This is a genomic window from Rhizobium sp. Root1220 (assembly GCF_001426265.1).
Lineage (GTDB): Bacteria > Pseudomonadota > Alphaproteobacteria > Rhizobiales > Rhizobiaceae > Rhizobium.
In genome coordinates, this window is the sequence record NZ_LMDG01000001.1 from 270228 (window position 1) to 295621 (window position 25394).

Annotated in this window: 22 protein-coding genes; 18 read left to right on the forward strand and 4 right to left on the reverse strand. The window is 63.3% G+C overall.

Annotated elements, in window-relative coordinates; all coding sequences use genetic code 11:
- Positions 1-59: 59 nt before the first annotated feature.
- The 6 genes from ASC90_RS01325 to ASC90_RS01350 all read left to right on the forward strand — a co-directional run bounded on the left by ASC90_RS01325 (position 60) and on the right by ASC90_RS01350 (position 8186).
- Entirely contained in the window at positions 60-1643 is a 1584-nt protein-coding gene (locus ASC90_RS01325) for an aromatic amino acid lyase (protein ID WP_056534510.1), read from the forward strand.
- A gap of 29 nt (positions 1644-1672) precedes the next feature.
- A complete protein-coding gene (locus tag ASC90_RS01330) occupies positions 1673-3055 on the forward strand; it encodes an amidohydrolase family protein (RefSeq protein ID WP_056534512.1) in 1383 nt (460 codons plus the stop codon).
- Positions 3052-4299 (forward strand): Zn-dependent hydrolase, encoded by a 1248-nt coding sequence (locus ASC90_RS01335; RefSeq protein ID WP_056534514.1) that lies wholly within the window; start codon positions 3052-3054, stop codon positions 4297-4299. Before ASC90_RS01330 ends, ASC90_RS01335 begins: the two co-directional genes overlap by 4 nt.
- A 64-nt stretch (positions 4300-4363) precedes the next feature.
- Positions 4364-5461, forward strand: a complete 1098-nt coding sequence (locus ASC90_RS01340) for a DUF917 domain-containing protein (protein ID WP_056534517.1) — start codon at positions 4364-4366, stop codon at positions 5459-5461.
- A gap of 61 nt (positions 5462-5522) precedes the next feature.
- Positions 5523-7184 carry a urocanate hydratase gene (locus tag ASC90_RS01345; protein ID WP_056534519.1) on the forward strand — a complete coding sequence of 554 codons (1662 nt, stop codon included), beginning with the start codon at positions 5523-5525 and terminating at the stop codon, positions 7182-7184.
- A gap of 126 nt (positions 7185-7310) precedes the next feature.
- Positions 7311-8186 carry a DMT family transporter gene (locus ASC90_RS01350; protein WP_056534521.1) on the forward strand — a complete coding sequence of 292 codons (876 nt, stop codon included), beginning with the start codon at positions 7311-7313 and terminating at the stop codon, positions 8184-8186.
- Between the two features lie 30 nt (positions 8187-8216).
- Here ASC90_RS01350 and ASC90_RS01355 read toward each other — a convergent pair whose 3' ends face one another.
- Positions 8217-9122, reverse strand: a complete 906-nt coding sequence (locus ASC90_RS01355) for a LysR family transcriptional regulator (protein WP_056534523.1) — start codon at positions 9120-9122, stop codon at positions 8217-8219.
- Between the two features lie 125 nt (positions 9123-9247).
- Between ASC90_RS01355 and ASC90_RS01360 the strand changes: the two genes are divergently transcribed.
- The 3 genes from ASC90_RS01360 to coaBC all read left to right on the forward strand — a co-directional run bounded on the left by ASC90_RS01360 (position 9248) and on the right by coaBC (position 12348).
- The gene (locus ASC90_RS01360; protein WP_056534525.1) at positions 9248-10012 is read left to right on the forward strand and encodes an SDR family oxidoreductase; all 765 of its coding nucleotides are present in this window, start codon (positions 9248-9250) and stop codon (positions 10010-10012) included.
- Positions 10013-10134: 122 nt separating this feature from the next.
- A complete protein-coding gene (locus ASC90_RS01365) occupies positions 10135-10884 on the forward strand; it encodes an SDR family oxidoreductase (RefSeq protein ID WP_056534527.1) in 750 nt (249 codons plus the stop codon).
- A 252-nt stretch (positions 10885-11136) separates the two neighbouring features.
- Positions 11137-12348 carry a bifunctional phosphopantothenoylcysteine decarboxylase/phosphopantothenate--cysteine ligase CoaBC gene (gene coaBC, locus ASC90_RS01370; protein WP_056534529.1) on the forward strand — a complete coding sequence of 404 codons (1212 nt, stop codon included), beginning with the start codon at positions 11137-11139 and terminating at the stop codon, positions 12346-12348.
- Here coaBC and ASC90_RS01375 read toward each other — a convergent pair.
- Positions 12335-13144 (reverse strand): class II glutamine amidotransferase, encoded by an 810-nt coding sequence (locus tag ASC90_RS01375; RefSeq protein WP_056534531.1) that lies wholly within the window; start codon positions 13142-13144, stop codon positions 12335-12337. The genes coaBC and ASC90_RS01375 overlap by 14 nt on opposite strands.
- Before the next feature lie 679 nt (positions 13145-13823).
- On the opposite strand from ASC90_RS01375, the gene ASC90_RS01380 reads away from it, so the two are divergent.
- The 7 genes from ASC90_RS01380 to ASC90_RS01410 all read left to right on the forward strand — a co-directional run bounded on the left by ASC90_RS01380 (position 13824) and on the right by ASC90_RS01410 (position 21771).
- Positions 13824-14501, forward strand: coding sequence for a FadR/GntR family transcriptional regulator (locus ASC90_RS01380; RefSeq protein ID WP_056534534.1), 678 nt, complete (start codon positions 13824-13826; stop codon positions 14499-14501).
- Positions 14498-15790: an MFS transporter gene (locus tag ASC90_RS01385; RefSeq protein WP_056534536.1), complete on the forward strand. Its 1293-nt coding sequence runs from the start codon at positions 14498-14500 to the stop codon at positions 15788-15790. Before ASC90_RS01380 ends, ASC90_RS01385 begins: the two co-directional genes overlap by 4 nt.
- A gap of 89 nt (positions 15791-15879) precedes the next feature.
- The gene (locus tag ASC90_RS01390) at positions 15880-17409 is read left to right on the forward strand and encodes a carboxypeptidase (RefSeq protein ID WP_056534538.1); all 1530 of its coding nucleotides are present in this window, start codon (positions 15880-15882) and stop codon (positions 17407-17409) included.
- A gap of 237 nt (positions 17410-17646) precedes the next feature.
- A complete protein-coding gene (otsB, locus tag ASC90_RS01395) occupies positions 17647-18444 on the forward strand; it encodes a trehalose-phosphatase (protein WP_056534540.1) in 798 nt (265 codons plus the stop codon).
- A 43-nt stretch (positions 18445-18487) separates the two neighbouring features.
- Positions 18488-19864 (forward strand): alpha,alpha-trehalose-phosphate synthase (UDP-forming), encoded by a 1377-nt coding sequence (gene otsA / locus ASC90_RS01400; RefSeq protein ID WP_056534542.1) that lies wholly within the window; start codon positions 18488-18490, stop codon positions 19862-19864.
- Between the two features lie 125 nt (positions 19865-19989).
- Entirely contained in the window at positions 19990-21504 is a 1515-nt protein-coding gene (betC, locus tag ASC90_RS01405) for a choline-sulfatase (RefSeq protein WP_056534544.1), read from the forward strand.
- 57 nt (positions 21505-21561) lie between these two features.
- Positions 21562-21771 (forward strand): molybdopterin-binding protein, encoded by a 210-nt coding sequence (locus ASC90_RS01410; RefSeq protein ID WP_056534547.1) that lies wholly within the window; start codon positions 21562-21564, stop codon positions 21769-21771.
- A 1-nt stretch (position 21772) separates the two neighbouring features.
- Here the strand turns inward: ASC90_RS01410 and tsaA are convergent, their stop codons facing one another.
- Entirely contained in the window at positions 21773-22297 is a 525-nt protein-coding gene (gene tsaA, locus ASC90_RS01415) for a tRNA (N6-threonylcarbamoyladenosine(37)-N6)-methyltransferase TrmO (RefSeq protein WP_056534550.1), read from the reverse strand.
- 54 nt (positions 22298-22351) lie between these two features.
- On the reverse strand, positions 22352-23935 hold the full coding sequence (locus ASC90_RS01420) for a peptide chain release factor 3 (protein ID WP_056534552.1): 1584 nt from the start codon (positions 23933-23935) through the stop codon (positions 22352-22354).
- A 90-nt stretch (positions 23936-24025) separates the two neighbouring features.
- Between ASC90_RS01420 and dut the strand changes: the two genes are divergently transcribed.
- Positions 24026-24496, forward strand: a complete 471-nt coding sequence (gene dut, locus ASC90_RS01425; protein WP_056534553.1) for a dUTP diphosphatase — start codon at positions 24026-24028, stop codon at positions 24494-24496.
- Complete coding sequence (locus ASC90_RS01430) at positions 24493-25392, forward strand: GNAT family N-acetyltransferase (protein ID WP_056534556.1); 900 nt, start codon at positions 24493-24495, stop codon at positions 25390-25392. Before dut ends, ASC90_RS01430 begins: the two co-directional genes overlap by 4 nt.
- Positions 25393-25394: the final 2 nt, after the last annotated feature.

Sequence of the window (25394 nt, forward strand, 5' to 3'; positions counted from 1 at the left end):
TGGGATATCCCGTCGCCTGACGCCGTCGCATAGTCTCGCTTTTCAAGGAGATACGGCAGATGAAGCATGAACGCCCCGGCATCGAACTTTCCGGCCAGCCCCTGAGCTTTGCCGAGATGGCGAGAATCGGCGCCGGCAAGGTGGCGCTTTCGGCTTCGGCGACCGGCATGGCCCGCGTCGAGATCGCCCGCGCGGTCGTCGAGGATGCCATCGCGGCCGGTACGCCTGTTTATGGCGCCACCACCGGCGTCGGCGCCATGAAAGACGTCGAATGGTCGCCGGAGGATCTGGAAGCCTTCAGCCTTGGCCTCGTGCGCGCTCACCACTTCGGCACGGGCACACCGTTTTCCTGCGCAGTCGTTCGCAACGCCATGGCGATTCGGGTGAATACGGCGCTGACCGGCCAGGTCGGTTGCACGTCGGAACTGGTCGAAGCCTATATCCGCATGCTCGATGCCGACGTCATTCCGGTGGTGCGGCGGACGGGCTCGATCGGCTGTGCCGACATTGGCCTGATGGGACAGATCGGCGCGGTGCTGACCGGCGTCGGTGAAGCGGTTTATCGCGGCAAGCGCATGCAAGCGGCCGACGCCTTTGCGGCTGCCGGCCTCAAGCCGGTGATGATGGCGCCGCGTGACAGCCTGGCATCGCTCAGCGTCAATGCCGTCTCCTTTGCCGCCGCAGCCGATGCAACCCGCAATGCGGCCGCGTCGATACGCATATTGCTGGCAACTGGCATGATGGCATCCGGTTCGCTTGGTGCATCGCGTGATCCATGGCGGGCCGTGCGGCACGTCGGCACGTCGCGCGAAGCCTTGATCGGCGCCTGGCTCTGCAATGCCTCCGACCAATGGGAATGGCCCGTCACCACCCATGTCCAGGATCCGCTCAGCCTGCGCATGGTGGCGCAGGTGTTTGGCGCCGTCATCGAGAACCTGCTGACGACAGGACACAAAATCCTTGCAGCCACCGGCCGCTCGGATGACAATCCCGTGGTGGTCGAGGGTCGTGTCATGACATCCGGTGGCTCGCTGCCGCTCGACGTAACGATCCTGCTGGAATCGGCAGCGCTTTGCATGGCCCATGCGGCCCGAAACGCCTTCAATCGCTGCGTACTGCTCGGCAACGGCCAACGGCGTGATCTCCCAGTCAACCTCGTGCCGCCGGGTCGGATCGCCACTGGCTTCGGCCCCATCATCAAGCTGGCCGGTGAAATCTTTTCGCGGGTGCTGTCGATGTCGAACCCGGTCTCGGCGCAGTCGCTCGTCGTCGCCGCCGGCCTGGAGGACGAGGCAGCCTTCCTGCCACTGGTGATCGAGCGCTTCGAGCGCCAGACCCGGGCGTTGCGGCGTCTTGCAGCGCTTGAGGCGTTGCTTGCATCACAGGCTGCCGACATCCTCAACGATACTCCGAAGGGTGTGTCGGGCATGATCTACGACGTCGTCCGCAAACATGCCGATTTCTACACTGTCGACCGCCCGCTCTCGGCAGAAGTCGAGGCGATAGAGGAAGAACTTGGCTCGGACGAATTCATCTCGAAGCTGATCGAGCAGGTCCCAATCGCCTCCTTTGACGATTTCTTTGCGCTCGGCTCGCTTGAGCGCATCGAACAGAGGCTGACGCGGGAATCGGTCGTCATCTGAGACTTTGAGCTTACACGGAGAATTGCGGCATGGCTGATTTCGATCTCGTTCTGCAAGGCACGGTCGTGTTGCCGGAGCGCATTGTCGAGGAGGGCTACGTCGCCGTTCGCGACGGCAGGATTGCGGAAGTCGGCATCGGCGTTCCGCCCGCCGCCAGGGAGCGGCATCTGCTTGGCAAGGCGCTGATCCTGCCCGGCGCAATCGATGCGCAAGTGCATTCACTGTCGCAGAAGGACCAGGAAGACTTCCTCTGGTCGACCCGTTCGGCAGCCGCCGGCGGCGTGACGACGATCGTCGACATGCCCTATGACGAGGGAAATCTCGTCTGCTCGGCGGAAGCGGTGAGGCGGAAGGTCGAGCATGCTAGCCCGCAGGCGCGTGTCGACTTCGCGCTCTACGGCACGGTCGACCCCGAGGATGGACCGGCGCGCATCCGCGAGATGGTCGACGCCGGCGTCGCAGCCTTCAAGTTCTCGACCTTCGGCACAGACCCCAAGCGCTTCCCGCGCATTCCCCCTGCCCTGCTCGACGCCTGCTTCGCAGCGATCGCCCCGACGGGCCTGACGGCCGGTGTCCATAACGAGGATGACGAGGCGGTGCGCACCTATATCGAGCAGGTGAAGGCAAGCGGCGTCAGCGACTATCGCGCCCACGGCCTATCCCGCCCGCCGATCACCGAGCTGCTGGCCATGCACACGATCTTCGAGACCGGTGCCCATACCGGCTGCCCGTCGCATGTGGTGCATTGCTCGCTAGGGCGCGGCTACGACATCGCCCGCGCCTATCGCCGGGACGGCTTCGAGGCGACGGTGGAATGCTGCATCCACTACCTGACGCTCGATGAGGAAAACGACGTGAAGCATCTGGGCGGCAAGGCGAAGATCAACCCGCCGATCCGGCCCCGCGCCGAGGTCGAGACGCTGTGGCGCAAGGTGGCGGAAGGCAATGTCTGGCTGGTTTCGACTGACCATGTGAGCTGGTCGGAGAACCGCAAAACCAATCCGGACATGCTGGCGAACGCCTCCGGCGTGCCTGGGCTCGAGGTGATGGTGCCGCTCTTCGTCAAGGGTGCCGCCGAGCGCGGCATTCCGCTGACATGGGCGGCGAAGCTGATGGCCGAGAACCCGGCGAAACACTTCCGCCTCGACAATGTGAAGGGCGCGCTGACGCCGGGCAAGGACGCCGACATCGTCGTGCTGGAGCCGCGCGAGACCATCTACGACGCCGCCGCGAGCGGCAACAATGTCGTCGGCTGGAGCCCCTACAACGGCATCCGCCTTCCCTGGACGGTGTCCGCGACCTATCTGCGCGGCGAGCAGATCGCCGAGGGCTCGACGGTGACGGCCGAGCCGGGGACAGGCCGTTTCGTCCGCCCGCTGCCGCGGCAGGTGATCGCCGGAGAGACCGCATGAGCCGCAACCTGCCCGTCAATGCCGACCGCATCGCCGAAGATATCGATGCGTTGGCCCGCATCACTGAGCCGGATCATCCGTGGACGCGGCGGGCCTTTTCGCCGCTGTTTCTCGAAGGCCGCGCCTATATTGAAGCGCGGATGAAAGCGGCGGGGCTGGAAACTCGGATCGACGCGGCCGGCAACCTGATCGGTAAGCGCGCCGGGGCGAAACCCGGTTCGGGCACGATCATGGTCGGGTCACATTCGGATACGGTGCCGGACGGCGGGCGCTTCGATGGGATCGCCGGCGTGATCTCGGCTTTGGAGGTTGCGCGCGCTCTGCAGGATCAGGATATCCAACTCGATCATGATCTGGAGATCGTCGAGTTCCTCGCAGAAGAGGTCAGCATCTTCGGCGTTTCCTGCATCGGCAGCCGTGGCATGACCGGGCAATTTCCTGAAGCCTGGCTTTCGCGCGTGACGGACGGACGGGATCTCGCGACGGCGATTGCCGAGGTCGGCGGCCGGCCCGGGGTCCTGCTGCAGCAGAACAGGCCTGACATCAAAGGCTTCCTCGAATTGCACATCGAGCAGGGACCGGTGCTCGAAAACGAGAGGAAAGACATCGGCATCGTCACGGCGATTGCCGGGATCACGCGGATCGAGATCACCGTCGAGGGCCGCGCCGATCACGCCGGCACGACGCCGATGGACAGCCGCTCGGATGCGCTGATCGCAGCATCACAGCTCGTGCTCGACATCCGCAATGCGGCGGTTGAACGGGCGAAACGGCCGGGGCATTTCGCGGCGACGGTCGGCGAATTCCGGATCGAGCCGAACGCCGCCAATGTCGTACCGTCGAAGGCGGTGCTGCTGATCGACGGGCGCGCCGAGATCCGCAACGATATGGAAGCCTTCTGCGAATGGCTGGACTCGCATGTCATAAAGTTAGCGATTACTTACGGCGTCTCGATCAAGAGCCCGGTGCGTGTCTCCGACAACTTCCCGACGCCGGGCGATGCCGAGCTGCTTTCAACGCTGGAGCGGGCCTGCGACACGGTCGGTGCGAAGCATCGGCGCATGGCCTCCGGCGCCGGTCACGACACCGCCTGGATCGCCAAGGTGGCGCCGGCGGCGATGATCTTCGTGCCCTGCAAGGAGGGCCGCAGCCATTCCGCCGACGAGTGGGCGGAGAATGACGATATCGCACTCGGCGCTGCTGTGCTGTTCGAGGCAGTGCGCGAGATGGACAGGCAGATCTGAATGCACGACCCGATCGGGGCCACATAACGGCCGGTCGGGACAGGAACGATCCAGGAGAGAACGAATGGGACGCATACTCGTTGAAAAGGACGTCGAGGCGGCGGTCAAGGGCGGTTCCGTCTATGCCGCGGGCGGCGGCGGATGGGCCGATCACGGTCGCATGCTCGGCTATGCAGCAGTCAATGTCGGCAAGCCGGAGCTGGTCTCGATCGACGAGCTGAAGGACGACGGCTGGATCGCGACGGCGGCGGCGATCGGTGCTCCCGCCTCCACGACACCCTGGGAAATGCAGGGCATCGACTATGTGAAAGCTGTGCAACTGCTGCAGGAGGCACTCGGCGAAAAACTCTCCGGGCTGATTATCGGCCAGAACGGCAAATCCTCGACGCTGAATGGCTGGCTGCCGTCGGCGATCCTCGGCACGAAGGTGGTGGACGCCGTCGGCGATATCCGGGCGCATCCGACCGGCGACATGGGCTCGATCGGCATGGCCGGCTCGCCGGAGCCGATGATCCAGACCGCCGTCGGCGGCAATCGGGCGGAAAACCGATACATCGAGCTCGTGGTGAAGGGCGCAACGGCGAAGGTTTCGCCGGTGTTGCGCGCTGCCGCCGACCAGTCGGGCGGATTCATCGCCAGCTGCCGCAATCCGCTGCGCGCCTCCTACGTGCGCAGCCATGCGGCGCTCGGCGGCATCTCGATGGCGCTTGCGCTCGGCGAGGCGATCATCGCCGCGGAACGGATCGGCGGATCGACGGTCATCGACGCGATCTGCCGCACGACCGGTGGCCATATCCTTGCCGAAGGCATCATTACCAGGAAGGACGTCGTCTACACCAAGGACGCCTTCGACATCGGCACGATCGTCGTCGGTGCCGGTGACAAGGCGGTGACCATGCATGTGATGAACGAGTACATGGCGGTCGACGACGCCGACGGCAAGCGCGTCGCGACATTCCCCTCGGTCATCACGACGCTGTCGCCGGAGGGCGAGCCGCTCAGCGTCGGGCAGCTCAAGGGCGGCATGCACGTCTTCATCCTGCATGTGCCGATGGGCATCATTCCGCTGTCGGCCAGCGTGCTCGACCCGACAGTCTATCCCTCGGTGGAGAAGGCGATGGGGATCGAGATCGCGAAGTATGCATTGGCAGGAAAACGCTGAGGGTGCTGCCCCATCTTCTAGCGGGAGATGGGGACACAGGAAACCAGATAGGAACCACACCATGCCCAAGCCCAATCCACGTCATCCGAAATTTCCGATCCCCGGCGGGCCGGAGCTGCGTGCCAAGGGTTGGCGACAGGAGGCATTGCTGCGGCTCCTCGAGAACGTTCTCTCCGTCGGCGAAGACCCGGATAATCTGATCGTCTACGCTGCACTCGGCAAGGCGGCGCGCAACTGGGCGGCGCACAGAGGTATCGTCAAGGCGCTGACCGAGATGGACGAGGACCAGACGCTGCTCATCCAGTCCGGCAAGCCGATCGGGCTTGTCAAGACGCATGCGAAGGCGCCGCTGGTGATCATGGCGAACTGCAACATCGTCGGGCAATGGGCGAAGGCCGAGGTGTTCTACGAGCTGCAGCGCAAGGGGCTGATCTGCTGGGGCGGGCTGACGGCCGGCGCCTGGCAGTATATCGGCAGCCAGGGCGTCATCCAGGGCACCTACGAGATCTTCATGCGCATTGCCGAGCGGCGCTTCGGCGGCGATCTGCACGGCCGCTTCGTGCTGACCGCCGGGCTCGGCGGCATGGGCGGAGCGCAGCCGCTGGCGGGCCGCATGGCGGGTGCCGCCATCCTCTGCGTCGACATCGACGAGGAACGGGCGAAGAAACGCCAGCAGATCGGCTACCTGCAGGAAATCGCGCCCGACCTCGACACGGCTCTGGCGATGATCGACGCGGCGGTGAAGGATAAAAGGGCGCTGTCGGTCGGCCTCGTTGGCAATGCGGCGGAGGTTTACCCGGAGATCGCGCGGCGCGGCATCGTGCCCGACATCGTCACCGACCAGACCTCGGCGCATGACCTCGTCTACGGCTACGTGCCGAAGGGCATGAGCATCGCCCAGGTCAGGGAGTTGCGCGACGACGGCCAGGGACAACTGATGGCCGCAAGCCGCGCCTCGATCGTCCAGCATGTCACCGCCATGCTGGAATTCCAGAAGACGGGCGCGGAAGTCTTCGACAACGGCAACCTGATCCGCACGCAGGCGAAAGAAGGCGGCGTGGCCAATGCCTTCGACATTCCGATCTTTACGGAAGCCTATCTGCGACCGCTTTTTGCCCGGGCGATCGGCCCGTTCCGCTGGATGGCGCTCTCCGGCGAGGAAAGCGACATCGCCCGCATCGACGACTTGCTGCTCGAGATGTTTCCCGACAACAAGATCATCACCAATTGGATTCGGCTAGCGCGCGAGCATGTTCCCTTCGAAGGCCTGCCGGCGCGGATTGCCTGGCTCGGGCATGGCGAGCGCACCGCGCTTGCCCGTCGCGTCAACGAACTGGTGGCAGGCGGCGAACTGAAGGGACCGATCGCCTTTTCGCGCGACCACCTCGACGCCGGCGCCATGGCGCATCCGAACATCATGACCGAGCGCATGAAGGACGGGTCCGACGCCATTGCCGACTGGCCGCTTATCGACGCGATGATGCTCTGCTCGTCGATGGCCGACCTCGTCGTCGTCCATTCCGGCGGCGGCGGCTATGCCGGCTACATGACGAGCTGCGGCGTCACCGTGGTCGCCGACGGCACGGAGGCCGCCGACGAGCGGCTCGACCACGCGCTGACCAACGACACGGCGCTCGGCGTCATGCGCTATGCGGATGCGGGTTACGAGGAGGCGCTGGACGAGGTGGGCATGAAGCACATTCCGTATATCCGGCTCGGCTAACGACCGCAGCCGGCGAGCGCCCGATTGCGCTGTGATGTGGCGCAACGGGCCGGTTGCGCCATGCCGATGTTTGCTACACATCGGCTGCCGGTATCGAATATACCACCTTGCTGAACGGATTTCACCATGCAGCCCCGCACCTACGGTATGCTTCTCGTTGGCATCGCTACGATCATGTGGAGTACGGCGGGGTTGTTCGTCCGCGCTCTCGATCTGGATCTCTGGACCGTGCTCGGCTGGCGCTCGCTGTTTGGCGGGCTGGCGCTGACGATGATCATTTTGGCCAAGCAGCGTATCAGCGCGGTTCCCGGCAAGGTGCCGCTCTATTTCTATCCACTCTTCGGGCTGATGGCGGCCACTTCGATGTATGGCTATGTCGGCGCGCTGAAGCTGACGACCGTGGCGAACGTGCTGGCGATCTACGCCACCGTTCCGTTCGTCGCGGCCATCATCGCCTATCTCTGGCTGAAGGAGGCGATCAGCAGGCGTGTGCTGATCGCCAGCCTCATTGCCTTCGTCGGCGTGGTGATCGTCGCGGGCTTCGGGGCCAGACCCCAGGACATTGCCGGCAATTCACTTGCCTTTCTGATGACCCTGACCTTCAGCATCCTGCTGGTCGCGGCACGGCGCTACCCAGCGCTACGGCTGGCGCCGGTCAATGCGCTCGGTTCGGGCTTTTGCCTATTGCTCTGCCTGCCCCTGATGTCTCACAGCCTGCCGAGCTGGCAGGAAATCCTGGTGCTCGCCGTGTTTGGCTCCACCACATCCGGGATCGCCTATCTCCTCTTCATGACCGGCGGCCGCTATATTCCGTCCAGTGAAGCAGGGTTGATCGGATTGCTGGACGTCGTGCTCGGCCCGCTCTGGGTCTGGCTCGCCTTCTCCGAGATCCCCTCCATCGCGACGATCATCGGCGGCGCAATTATCCTGATCGCTGTCATCTGGTACCTCTGGAGCGGCATGCGCGGAGCCCAGCCTCGGCGCACACTTAAGAACGTGTAGCCGTTAGCGAGAATGACGGGCCTAAGCTGATCAGCCGGCCGGATCCCAATAGGGCGGATCGCCGAAGGTCTTGCGCAGATGCTCGGCAACCGCCCGCAGCTTGGCGGAGGGATTGCGACCCTCGGGATGGGCCATATAGATGAACTCGGCTTCCGGTCGGTAGCCGACATCGACCTCGCGAAGTTGCCCCTCGCGGATCGCCGGGCCGGCGATGAAGGCTGGAAGAAGCGCGATGCCGAGCCCGGCGATCGCGGCATCACGGATCATGTCGCCGTTGTTCATCCCCACCGCCTGGCTGGCGCGGACCACGATCGCACCATCCGGCGTCTGGAAACGCCAGTCGGCAACACCGCGATTGGTGTAGAATACACCCTTGTGACCATCAAGATCGGCAAGCGTTTTGGGGGTTCCGTGGCGGTCAAGATAATCGGGGGACGCGACCAGAATGCGTCGGCTGCGGCTAAGCTTCCACACCACCAGCCGTGAATCGACGATCGGACCGTTCCGCACGACGGCGTCATAGCCTTCCGACGAAACATCGACGCGGCGGTCGTCGATGTCGAGCACCAGCTCGATTTCCGGATGCTCCGCCAGGAACGGATAGAGTGCGGGCCCAAGATGCATGCGCCCGAAGGTGACGGGCGCCGCAATGCGCAGCGGACCGGAGAGTGTGCCGCGCCGCTCGGTCATTTCGGCAGATGCTTCCTCGATCTCCTGGATGATCCGGCTGGCGCGCTGCAGGAAGGCAGTGCCGTCCTCGGTCAATGTCAGCTTTCGCGTCGTGCGGTGCAGCAGCACGCCGCCGAGCGATCGTTCAAGCTCGGCCAGCCGTTCGCTGACCACTGACTTGGACAGGCGCATCCGTCGCGCCGCCTCGCTGACGGAGCCGGATTCGACAACGGTCACAAAGGCCGTTAGTCCCTCAATCCTGATCATCGTTCGGCATTTCCGAATTCGAGTTCCGTTATCTGGAGACTAATCCGAACAAAAAGAAAATGCCATCTTCCAGTTATCGAACGGGGCGGCATTCGCCACCCCAACCCAACCACGGAGATCGAACAATGAACCGCTTGAATGGAAAAGTCGCCATCGTCACCGGCGCAAGCTCCGGCATCGGTCGCGCCACGGCCAAGCTTTTTGCCGCCGAAGGCGCAAAGGTCGTGGTCGGCGCCCGCCGCCAGGCCGAACTCGATAGCCTTGTCGACGAGATCAAGGCTGCCGGCGGAAACGCCCTTGCCGTTGCGGGCGACGTCCGCTCGGAAGATTATCACAAGGCGCTGGTCGCCACCGCCGTCGAACGCTACGGCAAGCTCGACATCGCCTTTAACAATGCCGGCATTCTCGGCGAGGCTGGTCCCAGCACCGGCGTTTCCGAAGCAGGCTTTGCCGAGGCGCTGACGATCAACCTGACGGCCTCGTTCCTGGCCGCCAAACATCAGATCGGCCAGATGGAGAAGACTGGCGGCGGCTCGGTGATCTTCACCTCGACCTTCGTCGGCTACAGCTTCGCTTTCCCTGGCGTTGCCGCCTATGCCGCCAGCAAGTCCGGCCTGATCGGCCTGACGCAGGCGCTCGCCGCCGAATTCGGCGCGAAGAAGGTGCGCGTCAATGCCGTGCTGCCGGGTGCTGTCGATACCGACATGTATCGCGAGATGAACGATACGCCGGACAAGCAGGGTTTCATCACCAACCTGCATGCGCTGAAGCGTGTTGCCGCGCCGGATGAACTGGCCCGCTCGGTGCTTTATCTGGCTTCCGATGATTCAAGCTTCGTTACGGGCACGGCATCACTGGTTGATGGCGGCGCCTCGATCACCCGCACCTGACCGTGCTCCCGATTACCTTCCTTTTAAGAAGGTGATCGAGACCGCGCCACAAGGCATCTTATCCCACAGCCTGTTACACAACCTCATCGGGCAAGACGCCCGCAAAGCAAGGACCAACGTCAATGTCACGCCTCAACAACAAGACAGCCCTTATCACCGGCGGCACCAGCGGTATCGGGCTTGAAACCGCCCGCCAATTCATCGCAGAAGGTGCTCGCGTCGCGGTCACCGGCAGCAGCGCCAAGAGCGTCGAAGCCGCCCGTGCCGAACTCGGCGACAAGGTGCTTGTCATCCAGGCAGACGCCGGCAATGCCGCCGGTCAGCAGATCGTCGCTAGCGCCATCAAGGATGCTTTCGGGCATCTCGACATTCTCTTCGTCAATGCCGGCATTGCCGAGTTTGGACCCCTGGAACAGTGGAGCGAGGCTGCTTTCGACAAGTCGATCGCGACCAACGTGAAAGGTCCATTCTTCCTCATTCAGGCGCTGCTGCCGGTGTTTTCGAAACAGGCGGCGATCGTGCTCAATACGTCGATCAACGCCCACATCGGAATGCCGAACTCCAGCGTCTATGCGCTAACGAAGGGTGCGCTGCTGACGCTTGCGAAGACGCTCTCCGGGGAGCTCATCGGTCGCGGCATCCGGGTCAATGCCGTCAGCCCCGGCCCGATCGCCACACCGCTCTATGGCAAGCTCGGCATGTCGGAAGCTGATTCCAAGGCCATGGCTTCACAGATACAATCGCAGATTCCGGTCGGCCGGTTCGGCGACGCCGGCGAAGTTGCCAAGACCGTGATCTTTCTCGCCTCTGACGAGGCTGCCTACATCGTCGGCAGCGAACTCATCATTGATGGCGGGATGAGCAACCTCTAAGACATAGGCCCGGATGATGGAACAAGAAGGCCGCGGTTCTCTCACCGCGGCCTTCCTCTTCGTGTCATACCGCCTCGGCGCGCCGGCGGGAGACGCCATCCCCGGCCCTGCCTCGGGCGTCAGATCGGTGCCCGCCGGCGGCCCGCCGAGCAATCTCCGCCGGGCGGCGGATAGCTCCAGCCTCTGCCGATTGCTTATTATCCGCCAAAGGCTTAGGGTCGTCGGCGATTACTTGTGCGATGGACGAAAGCCATGGTTCTCAGCGGAAAGCGCATTCTGCTCATCATCTCCGGCGGCATTGCGGCCTACAAGAGCCTCGACCTGATCCGGCGGCTTCGGGAACGCGGCGCAGCCGTGCGTCCGTTGATGACGCAGGGCGCGCAGGAGTTCGTCACGCCGCTTGCCGTCGGCTCGCTTGCTGCCGACCACGTTTTCACCGATCTGTTTTCCCGGCAGGACGAGCAGGATGTGGGCCACATCAGGCTGGCGCGCGACTGCGACCTCGTGCTGATCGCGCCGGCGACGGCGGACCTGCTCGCCAAGATGGCGAACGGCCTGGCGGACGACCTCGCCTCGACGGTTATGCTGGCCACCGACAGACCGGTGCTCGTGGCGCCGGCGATGAACCCGCACATGTGGGCGCACCCGGCGACCAAACGCAACGTCGAGACCCTGAGGGGAGATCGCGTCCGCTTTATCGGCCCGATGGCCGGCGAGATGGCCGAGAGCCACGAGGCGGGCGTCGGCCGCATGGCCGAGCCGCTCGAAATCGTCGCGGCCGCGGAATCTCTTCTCGTCGAAGGACCCAAACCCCTTGCGGGACGCAAGGCGATCGTCACCTCGGGGCCAACGCACGAGCCCATCGACCCGGTGCGCTACATCGCCAACCGCTCGTCCGGGCGCCAGGGCCATGCGATCGCCTCCGCGCTCGCGGTGCTCGGGGCCGACGTCACGCTTGTCTCGGGGCCGGTGAACATGCCGGATCCATTCGGGGTCAGAACCGTTCATGTCGAACGCGCCGACGAGATGCGGGATGCCGTGCTTTCGGCGCTGCCCGCCGATGTTGCCGTGATGGTCGCCGCGGTCGCGGACTGGCGAGTGGCTTCCGCCGCCGACCAGAAGATCAAGAAGCATCCCGGCGAATCCATCCCGACGCTGGCGCTGACGGAGAATCCCGACATTCTGAAAACACTCGGCCATCACACGATGCGGCCCAGGCTTGTCGTCGGCTTTGCCGCCGAGACTCAGGATCTGGAAAACAACGCCAAGGCCAAGCTGGAACGCAAGGGCGCTGATATCATCGTCGCCAATGACGTATCGCCGGCCACCGGCATCATGGGCGGTACGCGCAACCGTGTGAAAATCGTCAGCCGGAGCGGTGTCGAGCAATGGCCTGACCTTGCGAAAGAGGACGTCGCTGCGAGGCTTGCCGCTCTGATCGCCGAGCGTCTCAGGCAGGGATGACCGCAGGCGTCGGCTTCGCATTGACAGGCTCGGGCCGGAACGGAGCGATATCGAACCCGTTTTCTCCAAGTATCACCGCACTGCCGTCCGGAATCCCCGCCCAGGCATCGACATCATCGTTCAGCGGTTCGGACACCAGGCAGTAGCCCTTGCCGACCGGCGAGGCATAAAGTGTCGGCGCCTTGTGGTCGGTCGCATAGCGGATCGCGTAGAGCGAGCTGCCGTCGGAGAAGGCGGCCGTATAGCGCACCAGCACGGAACCGAGAATTTTCCTGGCAAGCCCTTCGACAAACCGGATCATCTCGGCCATTGCTGCCATCGGCGCCTGTCGCAGGCCGAACTGCAGGGAAAGCAGGAACATCAACTCGGAATCGGTCGTGCCGCCACGAGCATTGAAAAGCTCGTCGTCGAGCATGGCCTCCATCGGTCGGCGCAGACGCTCGAAGCCTGCGATCTGGCCGTTGTGCATGAAGGACCAGTTACTGAAGGTGAAGGGGTGGCAGTTGTCGCGGCGGGTGCCGCCGCCTGTGGCCGCGCGCACATGGGCGAGAAAGAGCGGCGAGCGGATCTGCCGCGCCAGGCTTTTCAGATTGCAGTCCGACCAGGCCGGGAGAGTATCCCGATAGCGTCCGGGCTCGGGATGGTCGCCATACCAGGCGATGCCGAAGCCGTCGCCGTTGGTGGCGGTCTTGGCGCGGGTGGCGCAATGGGATTGCTCGATCAACGAGTGCGCGGGCGAGGATACCAGCTCTTCGAGATAAAGAGGAGTTCCGCGATAGGCTGCCCAGCGACACATGCTCATTCACTCCGCAACCCGCCTGCCCGAAGCGGGAGAATGCTGAAACGCAACGACGATTGTCGAATCCGATGGTTAATAACAACTCAACAGACACAGGACTTGCAAGCGGAAGATGACAAAATTCGGACGTTTCAAGCGATGAGATGCTGCAAGGCCGCATCTTCCTTCCTGAACGGTGCGTGCCACGACGGCGGACTTCGCGCTTCGACCGTGGCCCCATGGTTCGAGCAAGGACGATCCACAGGCTTCGCCTGCCCTTGCAAGGGCGCGCGCTCACATGAAGAAATCGTTGTAAACGCTGGAGTATCTTCCGCTGAAACCGGCGCGCGGCGGAACTCTAAACAGATCAGGCCGCTGCATGGGAAGGATTTCTTCTTGCATCCCGGGCGAATCGGCCTACCTTTTACTCATCGACAACAGAACGAAAGGAAGGTGATCCAATGTCTAATGAGATTTCGGACCTCGTAACGGGCATGGAAGTGGTGACGAAAGCGAGGCAGCCCTCGCTCTGAACCCGCCTTCCTTGGACCGCGTAAGCGGTCCGGCCAAGTTTCAGGCCAAAGCTCATGGAAGGGTCGCCCCGGGCGGCCCTTTTCCGTTTCTACATAGCCGATTGACGAAGAATGCATCTTGGATTACTCATAAAGTCATCTGATGACTTTATGAGTAATCCAAGATGCGACCTCTGACAAAAACAAATCTCGCAGACACCGCGATCGAAGCCATACGCGGCGAGATCCTGTCGAAGCGATGGGCAGTTGGCGAGAAGCTGCCGAACGAGGCGACCCTATCAGCCACGCTGTCCGTCAGCCGCGGAACAATCCGCGAGGCGGTACGCGTGCTGGCCTCGCAGGGTCTTTTGGAGACCCGTCAGGGCTCAGGCACCTTCATCCTGTCGACCATCGACGCAGCCTTGCCGCTTTCCATGGCGCGGCGCGCGAGCCTGCGCGATCTGTTCGAGGCGCGCTGTGCGCTTGACGTCGAGGCGGCACGCCTCGCCGCAAGCCGGCAGTCAGCCGGCACGGTGAGCGGGTTGCGGGCGCTGCTTGCAAGGCGTGGTAATTTCGCGGGCGGCGACCCGGCTGGGTTCGTGGAACGCGATCTTGCCTTTCACAAAGCCGTCATCGCAGCCTCCGGCAACCGTGCGATGATCGAGATCTACGACTTCTTCACGGCGTCGATTGCCGAAACGATTGTCGCCACGCTTGGAAACGACATACCCGAGCCCGACATGCAGGCACATGCCGACATCATCGACGCGATTGCGACCGGCGACCCGCAGGAGGCTGACGCAGCGGTCCGCCGCTTCATGGCCCCTGTCATCACCGCGCTCGACCGGATGCTTCACTCATGACCGCCCCCCTGCAGGATTCACTACACATCCACGACCTTGCGGACGAACAGCTGATCGACGCCGAAGCCGACAGCGTACCGCAGCCGCAACCGCCCTCCAACAGCAGCCCGATGGCGCGCCTGTTGCTCGGCGCGAGCCTTGTCCTCATTGCCTTCAACCTGCGGCCGGTGTTTTCCAGTGCGTCGGCATTGCTTCCGGAAATCCGCAGCGAGCTTGGCCTGTCAACACTCGGCTCCAGCCTGCTCACTACATTGCCAGTCGTCTGCCTCGGCGCCTTTTCGCCGCTGGCCCCGCGCCTCGCGCAGCGGATCGGCGCCGAGCGCACCCTCCTCGGGGTGCTTTTCCTGCTGGCAATCGGCACCGCCATGCGCGGCCTGTCATCCGTCCCCCTGCTGTTCCTCGGAACCGCGCTGGCGGGCGCCTGCATCGCCGTCGGCAATGTCCTGCTGCCCGGCCTTGTCAAACGCGATTTTGCCGATCGTGCCGCCTTGATGACCGGCTTCTATACGATGGCGCTTTGCGCCGGCGCAGCCAGCGCCGCGGGTCTGACGCTTCCCGTGGAGCGGATGCTTGGCGGCTCCATGGCTGGCGCCCTTGCGATCTGGGCATTGCCCGCGCTGGTCGTCGGATTGATCTGGCTGCCGCAGGTGCTGTCGACCAGGGTGCAAGTCAAGCGCAGCGGCTTTTCGGTCGAGGGTCTCTGGCGGGACCGGCTCGCATGGCAGGTGACACTGTTCATGGGGCTGCAATCGGCACTCGCCTATTGCGTCTTCGGCTGGCTCGTTCCGATCCTGCGCGAGCGCGGACTTGACGGCGTCACGGCCGGAGCGATCGTTTCCGTATCGGTGATGGTCCAGGCGGCTGCCTGTCTGGTTGCACCCCATATAGCTGTCAGGGGCAAGGACCAGCGCGCGATCAATGCGTCGCTGTGCGGGGTGGCGGTCGTTGCGCTTCTCGGACTTCTGTTTGCGCCTTTGTCGACCGTCTGGGTCTGGGCTGTCCTGCAGGGCATCGGTCAGGGTGGCCTGATTGCCGTTGCCATGACCACGATCGTTCTGCGATCGCGCGATGCCCATGTGGCCGCACATCTCTCCGGCATGGCGCAATGCGTCGGATACCTGCTTGCCGCGACCGGACCGCTTGTTGTCGGGCTCATCCGCGGCTGGACCGGCAGCTTTGCCTGGTGCGCCGTCCTGTTCGTTGCCCTCGGCGTCGGCGCCGCGGTCAACGGCTGGAGCGCCGGCCGGGCCATGCACGTCAACGCCCGTACGGTTGAACGGGTGGGTTAGAACGGCTGCTCACCATCTGTTGATTTCCCGGTCTGTCCGGCAATGCTACGCTGCCCCACGCCAAGCCGCACTTGACGGAGGAAAGAGCCTTGCGTTTTCGATCGGTCATTCTGCTAGCCGCCGCCCTGCTTGTCCCCCTTGGCCCGGCAGTCGCGCAGGAGAAGACCGGTCGCGCGGCGGCGGTTCAAACAGCACCGCGCGATGGCGTGCTGAAGCTCCTGCCGGACGACTCCGTCACCGAGCACAGACTAACCGCCGGCGGCCGGACGATCGACTATATTGCAACGGCCGGCACGCTCAATCTCTTCGGCCCCGATGGCTCGCAGACAGGCGCTATTTTTTACACCGCCTACGTCGCAAAGGACCAACCGCCCGACCGACCGCTCACCTTTGCCTTCAACGGTGGGCCCGGCGCCGCCTCGGCCTTTCTGCACCTTGGCCTGGTGGGCCCGAAAATTCTCGATTTCGGCCCGAACGGCGATGACGGAGCGAATGCCAAGCTAATCGACAATCCGCAGAGCTGGCTCGATTTTACCGACCTCGTCCTTATCGACCCGATCGGGACCGGCTGGAGTCGGACCGCCAAGACCGACGACGCTTCGAAATACTACAATGTCAGCGCGGATGCCGAGAGTGTCGCCAAGGCCATCGCGCTTTACGTGGCGCACAACAATCGGTCCGCCTCGCCAAAATTCCTGCTGGGCGAAAGTTATGGCGGCTTCCGCGCCGCCAAGGTCGCCGGCGCGCTTAAGGACAGCCAGGGCATCATTATATCCGGCGCCATCATGCTTTCGCCGCTACTCGAGGGGGAACTGATGTTCAATGCCGACCGGTTTGCGCTGGGAGCGGCCCTCGAGTTACCTTCGCTCGCCGCAGCCGACATGGACCGGCGCGGCGCGTTTGACGCGGCCCGGCAGCGGGATGCCGAGACGTTCGCGCTCGGCGGTTACCTGACGACGCTCGCCGGCGCGCCGCCCACCGGTGACGCGGCGAAGTCGTTCTATGGCAAGGTATCGGAGATGACAGGCATTCCACGGGAGGTCGTTGAAAAGAACCGTGGTTTCCTTGGCAGCGCCTTCGCCAAGCAATCCGGCGTACGCGCCGGCCAGGTGGTCAGCCCCTATGATGCGGCGTTCGCAACGCCCGACCCTTACCCGGAGTCCGATTACGACCGGGGTGACGATGCCATACTCGACGGGTTTACCCGCGCCTATGGCGGCGCCTTCGCGGACTACGCCCGCCATGAGCTCGGGTTCAGGACGGAGATGACCTACTCGCTCCTCGACAGCGATATCAATCGCAAGTGGGAATGGGGCGGAGGGCGCGGCGGCGGCTCGCGCATGCAGGCAAGTGTCACCGACGACATCCGGCAGTTGCTCGGCTCAAATCCGGCATTCCATCTGCTGATTGCCCATGGCTACAGCGATCTCGTCACACCTTATGGCGTCAGCCGCTACGTCGTCGATCATCTTCCGACGTCGCTGGCGGGCGATCGCGTTGGCCTCAAGGTCTATCGCGGTGGACACATGTTCTACACTCGCGCGGACGAGCGTGCCGCCTTCACCGCCGACGCCAAGGCCTTCTACAGCACCCATCCCGCCGTGATGCCAGCCGATTGAGGATGAAGGAATGCATGGCACGGGCCGTTGCCACTGCACGGACTGTCAGCAACTTACTGGTCAGCGTTCCGGCGAATGGAGGAATTTCCACAATCGATCAACGCCAGGGACTCGTGCCGACGAAGCAGATATGCTGCCAATCTGCCCTGCCATGGACAACGGATCTCGATGGAGTGCATGCTATCGAAAGTGACGCTTAGGGTTGCCTATCCAGTTTGCCGCCATAGATAAGCTACCATGTCCTACCCAGAGCAGCCATTTCCCGCCACGGAACCACGGTCGGTTTCGGGGCAAGCGTCGTTGCTGAAAACGCTATCGTCCTCGCCTGAAAACTATGCGCTTTTTCTCGATATTGACGGGACACTGCTCGATCTGGCCGAGGTGCCGGATGGCATTGTCGTACCAGCAACCTTACCGCAGGCGCTCGATGCCGCATCTCGAAAACTCGGCGGCGCCCTTGCCCTGGTGACAGGGAGAGCGCTCGGGTATGCCGATCAATTGTTTGCGCCATTCCGGTTTCCGATCGCTGGGCTGCACGGGGCGGAACTGCGCTGGCCGGATGGACGAACTGCACGGGCCGAAACCACCACCGCCTTCGAAAAGCTGAAAATCGAGCTTCGCGAAGCGACGGCCGGTTTTGAAGGAGTGCTGATCGAGGACAAAGGCGCAGCCGTCGCCGCGCACTATCGCCTTGCGCCGGAGAGACGATCCGATCTCGAGCCGTTGATGGAGGCCTTCCAGTCCCGTGTCGGGTCGGGCTGGACATTACAGCGCGGCAAGATGGTGCTGGAATTGCGACCTTCGAATGCGGACAAGGGACATTCCGTCGACACGTTTCTCGCGCACGCCCCCTTCGCCGGCAGGCTTCCGATCGCAATCGGTGACGACCTGACCGACGAAGCCATGTTCCGCGTCGCCAACCGGCGCGGCGGACATTCGATCCGCGTCGGGCCAACGGCATCCACAACAGAGGCCGCCATGACGCTACCAGCCGCTGCGGCTGTCCGGGAACTGATTGCGCAGTTCGCCGTTTGATCTGCGGCACGTCTGCGCTGTCTTCCCAACGAAAGGAAATATCTTGGGTCGCCTTGTCATTGTATCCAATCGCGTTCCGGTTCCCGAAAAGGGGGGTATCGCGCCCGCAGGGGGGCTGGCCGTCGCCCTCAAGGCCGCGCTCGAAGAGCGAGGCGGCATCTGGATGGGCTGGTCAGGCAAGTCGAGCGGTGACACGGACCCGGGGCCGCTCTCGTTGCAGGAGCAAGGTAATATCACCTACGCCTTGACGGATCTCACCGGTAAGGACGTCGAGGAATACTATTTCGGCTTCGCCAATCGCGTGCTTTGGCCGCTCTGTCACTACCGGCTCGACCTCGCCGAGTACGGCCGCAAAGAAATGGCCGGCTATTTCCGCGTCAATCGCTTCTTCGCACACCGGCTGGCGCCGCTGCTGCGGCCGGACGACATCATCTGGGTCCACGACTACCACCTTATCCCGCTCGCCGCCGAACTGCGGCAGATGGGCATCAAGAATCGCATCGGTTTCTTCCTGCATATTCCGTGGCCGCCGGCGGACATCCTGTTCACCATGCCGGTTCATGAAGAGATCATGCGCGGGCTGGCCGCCTACGACCTCGTCGGTTTCCAGACGGATTACGATCTCGAGAATTTCGCCGGCTGCCTGCGCCGCGAGGAAATGGGCGATGCACTCGGCGACGGGCGGTTCATTGCCAATGACAAAGTCTTCAAGGGTGGCGCATATGGGATCAGCATAGAAACGGCTGCCTTTGCCGAGTTTGCCAGGAAGGCGGTTAGCCACAGCACGGTGAACAAGGCGCGGCTTAGCATCGAAGATCGCGACCTGATCATCGGTGTCGACCGGCTTGACTATTCCAAGGGCCTCACGCAGCGCATCGACGCTTTCGAGCGCTTCGTCGTCAACAATCCCGGGCATCAGCGCAAGGTGACCTATTTGCAGATCACGCCGAAATCGCGCTCGGAAGTGCCTGAGTACGAGCAGATGCAGCGGACCGTCGCCGAGCAAGCGGGACGCGTTAACGGGGCGCTGGGAACGGTGGACTGGGTGCCCATCCGCTACATGAACCGCTCGGTGAGCCGACCCGTTCTGGCGGGACTTTACCGACTCGCCAAGGTCGGGCTGGTGACGCCCCTCCGTGACGGTATGAACCTGGTGGCAAAGGAATATGTCGCAGCCCAGAATCCGGATGATCCCGGTGTATTGATTCTGTCTCGTTTCGCCGGAGCGGCGCGCGAACTGAAAGGCGCGCTGCTCGTCAATCCCTACGACGTGGAAGGCACGGCCAACAGTCTGGGGCGAGCACTGAACATGCCGCTCGACGAGCGTCGCGAGCGCTGGCGGCGGATGATGGATTACCTGCTCGAGCATGATGTCTCGCGCTGGTGCGACGACTTCATGGCCGATCTGAAGGCCGCGTGAACGCTGTCCGTCGCAAATAATCCCCGTTAACAGCGCAACCGTTCTCGTGCTGAGCGGCAGCTTGTCCTAAAAGAGACGAAGCCGGGTACGCGACCCGGCCTTGATTCTTTGGCAAGGACCCAAGCATGGCGCGCCCGAATATCCTCATCGTGATGGTCGACCAGTTCAACGGAACGCTGTTTCCCGATGGTCCGGCCGAGTTTCTTCACGCGCCGCACCTGAAAGCCCTGGCCAAGCGCTCTGTGCGCTTCGCCAACTGCTACACCGCAAGCCCGCTCTGCGCCCCGGCACGGGCATCCTTCATGTCCGGCCAGCTGCCGAACCGGACGCGGGTCTATGACAATGCCGCCGAATTCGCCTCCGACATTCCTACCTATGCGCACCACCTGCGTGCCGCCGGCTATCACACCGCACTGTCGGGCAAGATGCATTTCGTTGGCCCGGACCAGCTTCACGGCTTCGAGGAACGGCTGACCACGGACATCTATCCCGCCGACTTCGGCTGGACGCCCGACTACACCAAGCCCGGCGAGCGCATCGACTGGTGGTATCACAACCTCGGTTCGGTTACCGGCGCCGGGGTGGCCGAAATCACCAACCAGATGGAGTATGACGACGAGGTTGCCTACAATGCGAGCCGCAAGCTCTACGACCTCTCGCGGCGCCAAGACCATCGGCCATGGTGCCTGACGGTGAGCTTTACGCATCCGCACGATCCTTACGTGGCACGCCGCAAGTTCTGGGATCTCTACGAGGATTGCCCGGCGCTCGATCCCGAAGTCGACATGATTCCGTTCGCTGAACAGGACCCGCATTCGCAGCGGTTGCTCACGGCATGCGACTACGAGGCCACCGAGATCACGCCGGATCAGATCCGCCGGGCGCGCCGCGGATACTTTGCCAATATCTCCTATATCGACGAAAAGGTCGGTGAGCTTATCGACGTGCTCGAGCGCACCAAAATGGCTGACGACACAATCATCCTGTTTGTCTCCGATCATGGCGACATGCTGGGCGAGCGCGGCCTGTGGTTCAAGATGTGCTTTTTCGAGGGTTCCGCGCGTGTGCCGCTGATGATTGCCGTTCCCGGCTGGGAGCCCACACTTGTCGATCAGCCGGTGTCGACCCTCGATGTGACACCGACCCTGGCCGCACTTGCCGGCATCGACATCACGAAGCTCGCGCCGTGGACGGATGGCGAGGATCTCACGCAGCTGGCGAACGGAACCGGCGGGCGCGGCGCGGTGCCGATGGAGTATGCAGCCGAGGGCTCGGTAGCACCGCTCGTCGCGCTGCGCGACGGCAGGTTCAAGCTGACGCTGTGCGACATGGATCCGCCGATGCTGTTCGATCTGGAAGCGGACCCGAAGGAACGCCGCAATCTCGCCGACGATCCGGCGCACGCGGCAACACTCGCGTCGTTGAGAGCCCAGGCCGAGAGCCGCTGGAACCTTGCGAGCTTCGACGCCGCCGTGCGCGAGAGCCAGGCGCGGCGCTGGGTGGTCTACGCGGCGTTGCGCAACGGTGCCTACTATCCCTGGGATTACCAGCCGCTGCAAAAGGCATCCGAACGCTACATGCGCAACCACATGGACCTCAATGTGCTTGAGGAAAACCAGCGCTACCCACGCGGCGAGTGAGATTGCAGTGGAGCCGATGAACGGCTAGGGTCTGCGATCGCAACCGGGAGGCATTTGATGAAGATCAGCGCACGCAATCGGCTGAAGGGCAAGGTCGTCGACGTCAAGAAGGGTGCGACCACGGCGCATGTCCGCATCGACATCGGCGGCGGTTCGATCGTCACAGCATCGATCACCAACGAGGCCGTCGACGAGCTTGGCCTGACGGCCGGCTCCGATGCCTACGCCGTCGTCAAAGCATCGGACGTGATGGTCGCCGTCGACTGATTCACGCCTTCTGGCAGTAATGCACCGTGCCGTCGTCGCCGGTCTGGAAATCTCCGGGCTGCGGCGGCGCAATCGGTTTGAAGAGCGTGCGGTCCGGTTTCAGATCGAGCAACGGCGTGCCGTCCAGGCAATCCATGCCGCGCACTAGAAGGACAGCCCCCTCCACTCCTTCGAGCTTGACGATCGAGGTCCCGATCGGATTGGGCCGGACCGGTGAGCGCAGTGAAAAGGTGCCGTGCACCTTGCCTGAGTTGGCCGGGCTCTGCAGCACGAGATCGCGGCGCGAGCGATCGAGCCAATAGAGAACTTCCAGCCGCTCGAAGGCTTCGACACCCTGCAGCGCCGGCACCCAGGGCTCGAATATCTCGATCCGGCAGATCGGGCCGTCATGCCGGCCCTGGCGCGGCGTTTCCATGCGCGACGTCCAGGGCGTCCCGATGCGACCGATGAACACGAGACCGGCATCCGTCGGAGCCGGTGCATCGACGACGACTTCATTTTCACGGACTTCATTCTCGCGAACCATGCTGCGCTCCTGTTAACGCGGTCAGTATGGCATAGCGCTATATCTTGCGAAACATTACGCCGCCTTGGCGACGTGATATTCCTTGATCGCAACCATCTTGATCGCCGGGAACCGCTCGGATTCGTAGCGCAGCGAGAAACTGTCCTGCGCCAGAAACACCGGATCGCCGTCGAGATCGCGGGCGATATCGCCGCGCTTGACGGTCAGAAACTTTTCGAGTTCGGCGGGCTGCTCTGACGAAATCCAGCGGCAGACCGAGAAGCGCGACATTTCGAAGGAGACCGGCAGACCGTATTCCGCCTGCAAGCGTTCCTTCAGGACGTCGAGCTGGAGAGCGCCGACGACACCAACGATAGCCGGCGAACCATCTTCGGGAGAAAACAGCTGCACCACTCCCTCCTCGGCCATCTGCTGCAGCGCCTCCTTGAGCTTCTTCGCCTTCATCGCATCTTCAAGACGCACGCGGCGGAGAATTTCCGGCGAGAAGTTCGGCACGCCCTGGAAGACCAGCGCTTCGCCTTCGGTCAGCGTATCGCCAATGCGCAGCGTGCCGTGGTTGGGAATGCCGACCACATCGCCGGCGTAGGCGGTGTCGGCCAGCTGGCGCTGCGAGGCGAAAAAGAACTGCGGAGCCGTCAGGCCAAGCTGTTTTCCGGTGCGGGCCAGACGCGCCTTCATGCCACGCTCGAGCTTGCCGGAGCAGATACGGGCGAAAGCAATACGGTCGCGGTGATTGGGGTCCATGTTGGCCTGGATCTTGAAGACGAAGGCCGTCATCTTGTCGTCGGTCGCGTGCACCGTTCTCGTATCGGCGACCTGGTCGCGCGGCGGCGGCGCGAAGTCGCCAAGTGCGTCGATGAGATCTCGCACGCCGAAATTGCGCAGCGCCGAGCCGAAAAAGACAGGCGTCAGGTGGCCTTCGAGGAACGCTTCCCGATCGAACGGACGGCAGGCCTCGATCGCCAGTTCCGTTTCCTCTACGAAGGCGGCGCGCTCATTCTCCGGCAGGCGGTCGGCAACGCTCTGCGGGCCATTGACCTTGGTGGGTTGCACCTCGGTATCGGAACCGCGCACCGTGTTGTCGGCCAGATGATAGGAGCCGCAGAAGGTCTTGGAGCGTCCGATCGGCCAGGTGATCGGCGCGGTATCGAGCGCCAGCTTTTCCTCGACCTCATCCAGGATCTCGAAGGGGTCGCGGCTTTCGCGGTCCATCTTGTTGATGAAGGTGATGATCGGAATGTCGCGCATGCGGCAGACTTCGAATAGCTTCAGCGTCCGCGGTTCGATGCCTTTCGCGGCGTCGATGACCATGACGGCGGCGTCCACGGCCGTCAGCGTACGATAGGTGTCGTCGGCGAAGTCTTCGTGGCCGGGGGTGTCGAGAATATTGAAGACATTGCCGTCATACTCGAAGGTCATCACCGAGGTGACGACCGATATCCCGCGCTCGCGCTCGATCTTCATCCAGTCCGAGCGGGTCTGTATCCGATCCTTCTTCGCCTTGACTTCGCCGGCAAGCTGGATGGCGCCGCCGAACAGCAGCAGCTTTTCGGTGAGCGTGGTCTTGCCCGCGTCCGGGTGCGCGATAATAGCGAATGTGCGGCGGCGGGAAACCGCCTCGGCGAGACTTTCGGCCATGGTGTGAATCCTGTGGAATTGCCGCGTATCTAGCGATTAAAGGCCGCCATTGCAATTGACCTTGGGCCTGCGGGCGCAAAGTAATGACCGATGACCATTCACACCGATACCCGTCCCACACTCAATCTCATCCGCCTTGCCAACGGCGAGGGCCTCGAGTTGCCCGCTTACGAAAGCAACGGCGCCGCCGGCATGGACCTGCGCGCTGCCGTCGACGACGGCGCGCCGCTGGTTCTCTTGCCAGGCAAGCGCGCACTGGTGCCGACCGGCCTGATCTTCGAGATTCCCGAAGGATTCGAGGGCCAGATCCGCCCGCGTTCCGGCCTCGCCTTCAAGCACGGCATCACCTGCCTCAACACGCCGGGTACGATCGACAGCGATTATCGCGGCGAGGTGAAGGTGTTGCTGATCAATCTCGGCGACGAGCCTTTCGAGATTATCCGTGGCATGCGCATCGCCCAGATGGTGATCGCACCGGCGATCCAGGCACGGATCACGGAGAGCAAGGAAGCAGGCACAACGGTGCGCGGCGCCGGCGGCTTTGGCTCGACCGGAGTATGAGCCTGGCGTCTGCCACCTACCCCGGACTGACCTTTCGTCAGGATTATTTCGCGGACCATGCGGCGTGGACCGCGCTGGTTTCGCTCCTTCAGGACACGTTCGGCATCGATCTCGACCCGCTGCGGCGGCTCGGCGGCGCCGATCCCACCAGCATGCCGTTCGGCTGGTTTACCGATGACGGTCTACTTGCCGCCAATCTTTCAGCCTTTGCGATGCCAATCGTTGTCAATGGCCGGGCGGTGAATGCCGCGGCGTTTCAATCCGGTGCCGTTCGTCCACCCTGGCGTGGGCTTGGACTCTACCGGGATCTGACGCGCAAGGCACTGGACTGGTGCGCCAGACGGGGCTTCGAAGCGGTCGTTCTCTATACCGACAAGCCGGCGCTCTACGAGCCCTATGACTTTCGCCCGATGCCGATGCATTCTTATTCGGGTAAGGCGCCGGCACTGGCCCTGGGAGCGTCGCCCGCCCGTCACCTCGACGTTTGGCGGCCGGATGATCTCATGCTGCTGCACACTGCCCTGAAGTCGCGCGTTCCGGTTTCGAACGTGCTTGCGGTACATGAGAGTGCGGCAATGTTCCTGATCAACACGCAGTTCGACCCTGGTGTGCGACTGAGCTGGCTCGAGCGGGAAAAGGCTGTTGTTGCCTGGAAAGCGACGCCCGAGCGCTTCGCCCTGATCGATGTCGTTGCCGCCGAGGTTCCCTCGCTTTCAGCGATCATGGGGGCGCTTGGCGTCGAGACCGCGTCTGTCGACGTGCTGTTTTGTCCGGACAAGCTCGGCTGGACCGGGGAAGCCGCATCGCTTGAGGGCGCAACGCGTTTCCTGATCCGCTCAGCTACGACAACGGTGCTCGATGCCCCGGCGATGCTGTCGCCGATGGCCGATTTCTGATC

Coding starts and splice junctions, on each gene's coding strand:
- ASC90_RS01325 (WP_056534510.1), top strand. CDS start 60: ATGAAGCATGAACGCCCCGGCATCGAACTTTCCGGCCAGCCCCTGAGC.
- ASC90_RS01330 (WP_056534512.1), top strand. CDS start 1,673: ATGGCTGATTTCGATCTCGTTCTGCAAGGCACGGTCGTGTTGCCGGAG.
- ASC90_RS01335 (WP_056534514.1), top strand. CDS start 3,052: ATGAGCCGCAACCTGCCCGTCAATGCCGACCGCATCGCCGAAGATATC.
- ASC90_RS01340 (WP_056534517.1), top strand. CDS start 4,364: ATGGGACGCATACTCGTTGAAAAGGACGTCGAGGCGGCGGTCAAGGGC.
- ASC90_RS01345 (WP_056534519.1), top strand. CDS start 5,523: ATGCCCAAGCCCAATCCACGTCATCCGAAATTTCCGATCCCCGGCGGG.
- ASC90_RS01350 (WP_056534521.1), top strand. CDS start 7,311: ATGCAGCCCCGCACCTACGGTATGCTTCTCGTTGGCATCGCTACGATC.
- ASC90_RS01355 (WP_056534523.1), bottom strand. CDS start 9,122: ATGATCAGGATTGAGGGACTAACGGCCTTTGTGACCGTTGTCGAATCC.
- ASC90_RS01360 (WP_056534525.1), top strand. CDS start 9,248: ATGAACCGCTTGAATGGAAAAGTCGCCATCGTCACCGGCGCAAGCTCC.
- ASC90_RS01365 (WP_056534527.1), top strand. CDS start 10,135: ATGTCACGCCTCAACAACAAGACAGCCCTTATCACCGGCGGCACCAGC.
- coaBC (WP_056534529.1), top strand. CDS start 11,137: ATGGTTCTCAGCGGAAAGCGCATTCTGCTCATCATCTCCGGCGGCATT.
- ASC90_RS01375 (WP_056534531.1), bottom strand. CDS start 13,144: ATGTGTCGCTGGGCAGCCTATCGCGGAACTCCTCTTTATCTCGAAGAG.
- ASC90_RS01380 (WP_056534534.1), top strand. CDS start 13,824: ATGCGACCTCTGACAAAAACAAATCTCGCAGACACCGCGATCGAAGCC.
- ASC90_RS01385 (WP_056534536.1), top strand. CDS start 14,498: ATGACCGCCCCCCTGCAGGATTCACTACACATCCACGACCTTGCGGAC.
- otsB (WP_056534540.1), top strand. CDS start 17,647: ATGTCCTACCCAGAGCAGCCATTTCCCGCCACGGAACCACGGTCGGTT.
- betC (WP_056534544.1), top strand. CDS start 19,990: ATGGCGCGCCCGAATATCCTCATCGTGATGGTCGACCAGTTCAACGGA.
- ASC90_RS01410 (WP_056534547.1), top strand. CDS start 21,562: ATGAAGATCAGCGCACGCAATCGGCTGAAGGGCAAGGTCGTCGACGTC.
- tsaA (WP_056534550.1), bottom strand. CDS start 22,297: ATGGTTCGCGAGAATGAAGTCCGTGAAAATGAAGTCGTCGTCGATGCA.
- ASC90_RS01420 (WP_056534552.1), bottom strand. CDS start 23,935: ATGGCCGAAAGTCTCGCCGAGGCGGTTTCCCGCCGCCGCACATTCGCT.
- dut (WP_056534553.1), top strand. CDS start 24,026: ATGACCATTCACACCGATACCCGTCCCACACTCAATCTCATCCGCCTT.
- ASC90_RS01430 (WP_056534556.1), top strand. CDS start 24,493: ATGAGCCTGGCGTCTGCCACCTACCCCGGACTGACCTTTCGTCAGGAT.